The organism is Lapillicoccus sp., assembly GCF_025353065.1.
Taxonomy (GTDB): Bacteria; Actinomycetota; Actinomycetes; order Actinomycetales; family Dermatophilaceae; genus Lapillicoccus.
Genome location: NZ_JANXRJ010000244.1, coordinates 1 through 4,032, shown reverse-complemented (window position 1 = coordinate 4,032; position 4,032 = coordinate 1). Strand labels below are relative to the sequence as shown.

Sequence of the window (4,032 nt, the reverse complement as noted above, 5' to 3'; positions counted from 1 at the left end):
CAACCCCCTTGACGCTGCGTCAACCCCCCGGGCTTCGGGCCGTAACCTTGGCCGGTGCCCGAGGTCCTTCCGCTGCCGGTGTGGCGCGAGCGCGAGCGAGCGCACGCCGCGCGGATCGACGCCGCGACAGCCGGGCACCGGACCCGGCGCGACGACGGCCGCAAGCACCCCGTCGAGGACTTCCTCTTCAGCTACTACTCGCACCGGCCTGCAGCCCTGCGGCGCTGGCATCCTGGATCGGGCGTCGTCCTCGAGGAGGCCGCTGCGACCGAGCGTGCCGGGTGGCGGTTCTCGCTCGTCGAGGACAACCGGGTCACCCTCGACCTCGATGCCTTCCTCGCCGCCCGCGGACGCACCGTGTCCTTCATCCGGGACCTGCTCACCCGCACCCTCGACCGGAAGCCGCATCTCGGCTGCTTCGGCCTCCACGAGTGGGCCATGGTCTACCGGCAGGACGAGGACCAGCTGCGGCACGCCGAGTGGCCGCTGCGCCTGGGCACCGCCGACACCGACGCCGTCGTCGAGAGCCAGCGGGTGGCGTGCTCCCACTTCGACGCCTTCCGGTTCTTCACCGAGCCGGCCCGCCCTCTCAACACCGTTGTCCCCACACGGGACTCGCAGGTCGCCCTCGAGCAGCCGGGGTGCCTGCACGCCGGGATGGACGTCTACAAGTGGGCCTACAAGCTCACGCCGGCCGTGCCGAGCGAGCTCGTCGCGGACTGCTTCGACCTCGCCCGGGACATCCGGCTCTTCGACATGCGGGCCGCCCCCTACGACCTCGCGGAGCTCGGCGTCGTGCCGGTGCCGATCGAGACGGCGTCCGGCAGGGCGGCATACGTCGAGGCCCAGCGTGGTTTTGCCGAGCGGTCGCAAGCCCTGCGCGCACGGCTCGTCGCGGTCTGTGACCGGCTACTCGCAGACGTCGATGTCGAGGACCGGCAGGACGCGCCCGGGGATCGAGCCGCTGGGGACCTCGCCGATGCGGCGGGCACCCATCCGTAACTAGAAGGACTCGGCACCGGGGTCGGCGTCGAGCACCATCAAGCGCCAGCCCCGGGACCGGGCGCGCTGCACGGCGTCGTCGTAGAGCAGCCGACCGACCCCGGACCCGATCGTGTCCGGGCCGACGAACAGCATCTCCAGCCGGCCGGCTGCAGCTCGGTCCGCAGACTCGTCAGGGTGCGCCGGCTCGAGGAGGTGGAACCCGACGACCACATCGTCGACGACCGCGACGACGGCTTCGACGGCCCTCTCGGGCGTCAGGGTGAGCTCCCCGCGGCAGGCGTCGAGGAAGTCGGCGTCGTAGCCCCAGTGGCCCTTGCTCCGGATGGCGAGATCGCTGAGGAGCCCCGCCTCGCCGGCGAGCCCGGGGCGAAGCAGCGCGTCACTCACCGCGGTCGCGACGCCGCCGCTCGTCGCGGTCGCGGCGTCGCGCAGACTTGCTGCCGTCGTCGCCGGCGTAGAACAGCGCGCCGAGGGCGGGCACGAGGAGGAAGAAGTACCACTGCCTCGTCAGGAGGAAGAGGCCGAGGGCGACGAAGGGCGTCAGCGACATGATCGCGTTGCGTCGGCCGTGCACCCACGAGCCCGCCGGGATGAGCCCACCCTGGCCGGACGACACCCCACCGGAGGGCGGCATGGGGGTCCCCGGGACGGTGGAGGGCATGGGGGTGCCGGGAGCGCCCGACGACATCAGGGTGCCCGGGGTGCCGGTCGTCGACGGGACCGCGCCGTGGGGGTCGTTGCCGGGCGGCAGGGCCGGAAGGTCCGTGAACAGGGCGTCGAGGTCGCCCCGGGTGACCGCGGCATACGCCTTGGTGGTCCGGGCCTCGTGCTCGGTCGGGTCGAGGCGGCCCGCCTGCCACTGGCCCCTCAGCTGGGCGATGGCGGCCTGGCGCTCGGCATCGCCGACACGGACGGCGGAGGGCTCTGCTGGCGTGGTGCTCATGTCACCCATCATGCCGCCCCCCACGCCCGCCTTGTTGCTTCTGGAGTGCCCATTCGCGGGCTCTGAACCGGCGAAACGGGCAGCTCCGGAGCAACGAGCGAGTTCGGGGCGGTCAGCGGACGGGGACCGCGTGGCGGATCAGGCCGTAGGTGATGCCGTCGGAGAGGGCGCGCCAGGACGCCTCGACGATGTTGGGGGCGACCCCGACGGTCTCCCACGACGTCTCGCCGTCGGAGGTCTCGATGAGCACCCGCGTCACCGCGTCGGTGCCGTGGGTGGCGTCGAGGATCCGGACGCGGAAGTCGATCAGCTCGAGCTTGTCGATCTCGGGGTAGACCGCGGCGAGGGCGGCGCGCAGGGCGTGGTCGAGGGCGTTGACCGGGCCGTTGCCCTCCCCTGTCGCGACGAAGCGCTGCCCGCTCGCGACGAGCTTGACCGTCGCCTCGGACAGCGCCTCGTCGGTGCCGCGGGCGTCGGTGATGACCCGCCACGACTCGATGTCGAAGTATGAGACCGGCTCTCCTGCAATGGCTTTGCGCAGCAGCAGCTCGAAGGACGCGTCCGCCGCGTCGAAGGTGTAGCCCTGCAGCTCGAGGTCCTTGACGGTCGCGAGGAGGTCGACGACGAGCTGCGGCTGCTCGCTGAGGTCGAAGCCGAGCTCGGTGGCCTTGAGCTCGATGCTCGCCCGCCCGGCCATGTCGCTGACGAGGGTGCGCATCGCGTTGCCGACCGCTCCCGGGTCGGTGTGCTGGTAGAGCGCCGGGTCGACCTTGAGCGCGCTCGCGTGCAGGCCGGCCTTGTGGGCGAAGGCGCTCGCCCCGACGTAGGGCTGGCGGCTGTAGGGCGCGACGTTGGTGACCTCGCTGATCGCGTGCGCGATCCGGGTCGCGTCCCGGAGCCGCTCGGGCGGCAGGAGGTCGTGCCCGGCCTTGAGCTGGAGGTTGCTCACGACGGTGAGCAGATCGGCGTTGCCGGTGCGCTCGCCATAGCCGTTGATCGTGCCCTGGACGTGGGTCGCGCCGGCCTCCACCGCCGCCATCGAGTTCGCGACGGCGCAGCCGGTGTCGTTGTGACAGTGGATCCCCAGCCGCGCCGAGGTCATGGAGAGCACGTCGGCGACGACGTCCTGGATCTGGCCCGGAAGCATCCCGCCGTTGGTGTCGCAGAGGGCGACCACCTCGGCGCCCGCCTCCGTCGCGACCCGGACCACCTCGAGCGCGTAGCCGCGGTCGGCGGCATACCCGTCGAAGAAGTGCTCCGCGTCGAGAAAGACCCGGCGGCCCTCCCCGTGCAGGAAGGAGACGGTGTCGCGGACCATCTCGAGGTTCTCCTCGAGCGTCGTGCGCAGGGCCTGCTCGACGTGCCGGACGTGCGACTTCGCGACGAGGGTGACGACCGGCGCCCCGGAGTCGACGAGCGCCCGGATGAGGATGTCGTCGGCCGCCTTGGACCCGGCGCGGCGGGTCGCTCCGAACGCGGCCAGCTGCGCGTTGTGCAGCTGTAGCTCGCGGCCGGCCAGCGCGAAGAACTCGGTGTCCTTGGGGTTCGCGCCCGGCCAGCCCCCCTCGAGGAAGCCCACCCCGAGCTCGTCGAGGTGCCGGGCGATCGCGAGCTTGTCCGACACGGAGAGGTTGAGCCCCTCCTGCTGGGCGCCGTCGCGCAGGGTGGTGTCGTAGACGTGCAGGTCGGACATCGGTTTCGCTCTCGGTTCGTCGTCGGCCGCCCGCCGGTATGCCGGGTGTGTCGCGGGGGTATGCCGCCTGAGTCAGGTGTGTGGTGGAGCCCGGTGGCCGTGATCACCGATCCCTCGACGCTGCTCGCCCGGGCTGGGGTGGTGACCGGGGAAACAAAAAGACCCCCCGGGTACGGGAGGTCGGCGCGACGAAGGAGCTTCGTCGCGCTAGCTGATAATCAGCGTGGAGGTTGCCACTGCGGTCACAGGCTTCACGGGTGACACTGTGCCACAGCCGTGTCCGAATGACGATCACGGCGTCCGCATGGTGGGCAGCCTGCACGCCCGCCCCTGCTGGCCGCCCCTGCTGGCGGAGGTCGTGGTCTGGCCGCCCCTGCTGGCCGAGGTCGTG

General features: G+C 71.8%; 4 protein-coding genes. 1 reads left to right on the top strand and 3 read right to left on the bottom strand.

Features of this window, described 5'->3' with window-relative positions:
- Positions 1-54: 54 nt before the first annotated feature.
- Positions 55-1,002 carry a 3-methyladenine DNA glycosylase gene (locus tag Q0R63_RS17975; RefSeq protein ID WP_295700367.1) on the top strand — a complete coding sequence of 316 codons (948 nt, stop codon included), beginning with the start codon at positions 55-57 and terminating at the stop codon, positions 1,000-1,002.
- On the opposite strand, the gene Q0R63_RS17970 is transcribed toward Q0R63_RS17975, so the two are convergent.
- The 3 genes from Q0R63_RS17970 to cimA all read right to left on the bottom strand — a co-directional run bounded on the left by Q0R63_RS17970 (position 1,003) and on the right by cimA (position 3,641).
- Positions 1,003-1,392, bottom strand: coding sequence for a GNAT family N-acetyltransferase (locus Q0R63_RS17970; protein ID WP_295700364.1), 390 nt, complete (start codon positions 1,390-1,392; stop codon positions 1,003-1,005).
- A complete protein-coding gene (locus Q0R63_RS17965) occupies positions 1,385-1,948 on the bottom strand; it encodes a DUF1707 domain-containing protein (RefSeq protein WP_295700361.1) in 564 nt (187 codons plus the stop codon). The genes Q0R63_RS17970 and Q0R63_RS17965 overlap by 8 nt, the downstream gene beginning before the upstream one ends.
- Before the next feature lie 112 nt (positions 1,949-2,060).
- Positions 2,061-3,641: a citramalate synthase gene (gene cimA / locus Q0R63_RS17960; RefSeq protein ID WP_295700359.1), complete on the bottom strand. Its 1,581-nt coding sequence runs from the start codon at positions 3,639-3,641 to the stop codon at positions 2,061-2,063.
- Positions 3,642-4,032: the final 391 nt, after the last annotated feature.